The sequence below is a fragment of the Bradyrhizobium sp. STM 3809 genome (assembly GCF_000239795.1).
Lineage (GTDB): Bacteria > Pseudomonadota > Alphaproteobacteria > Rhizobiales > Xanthobacteraceae > Bradyrhizobium.
Genome location: NZ_CAFJ01000775.1, coordinates 1 through 976 on the forward strand (window position 1 = coordinate 1; position 976 = coordinate 976).

Consider the following 976-nt stretch of genomic DNA (forward strand, 5'->3'; position numbering starts at 1 on the left):
GCGCGCGCCGGTGAGGCCGGTCGCGGCTTCGCCGTCGTCGCCTCCGAGGTCAAGGCGCTGGCCGAGCAGACGGCGAAGGCCACCGGCGAGATCGGCCAGCAGATCTCCGGCATCCAGGGAGCCACGCAGGAATCCGTCGGCGCCATCCGGGAGATATCGACCACGATCGAGCGGCTGTCGGAGATTGCCGCCACGGTCGCCGCCGCCGTCGAGGAGCAGGGCGCGGCCACCTCCGAGATCGCGCGCAACATTCAGCACGCCGCACAGGGCACCCAGCAGGTGTCCGCCAACATCACCGACGTGCAGCGCGGCGCGAACGAGACCGGCGACACGTCGAGCCAGGTACTCAGTGCGGCGCGTCAGCTCTCCGGCGACAGCCAGCGCCTCAAGCAGGAGGTCAGCCGCTTCCTGCAATCGGTGCGCGCGGCCTGAGCGTGAGGGGCGCGTAGCGGCCGATGGCCGGCCGACGTGCGGTCATTGAACCCTTGCTCCGCCGCGTGCCGGCCGCGGATGATGTCGCACCCTGCGATGTCCTTGTCTTCGGGTAAGCCGATGCGCCCTGCTTTGCCTGCGGGTGCGCTCACCGCCCGAACTGTGTGATCCTTGCATCCATTGCGAAGGAAGCGACTCATCCGAGACAGAAAGACCGCCCCGGCGCCATAATCCCGCTAAGGTGCAAAGGTTCCTTGCATCTCAAACTTATTCAACCAGCGGTAAGATTCGTGGCGGGCAACGTGACGGCGGGTGGACCCTCGCGCAGGACCTTTGTGCTGTCGGCAGCCACCGCTGCTGCAGCCCTTGGTCTCGATGCGAGTCTCGCCGTCGTCGGCGCCAAGCCGTCCCGCCGCACCAAGGATCCCGAGAGCGGCTATCGCCGGATCAGCGTCGGCGAGTGCGAAGTGATCGCGCTCTACGACGGCATCTGGGAGAAGCCGCACGAAGCCGGCTTCTTCAGCAATGCCAGCATCAGCGACGT

At 67.3% G+C, this 976-nt stretch carries 1 protein-coding gene and 1 pseudogene; both read left to right on the plus strand.

Annotation, left to right across the window (positions count from 1 at the left end):
- On the plus strand, positions 1 to 432 hold a 432-nt coding region (locus tag BRAS3809_RS32820), incomplete at its 5' end, for a methyl-accepting chemotaxis protein (RefSeq protein WP_035660167.1).
- 335 nt (positions 433 to 767) lie between these two features.
- Positions 768 to 976: pseudogene (locus BRAS3809_RS32825) on the plus strand (MBL fold metallo-hydrolase); the annotation flags it as partial.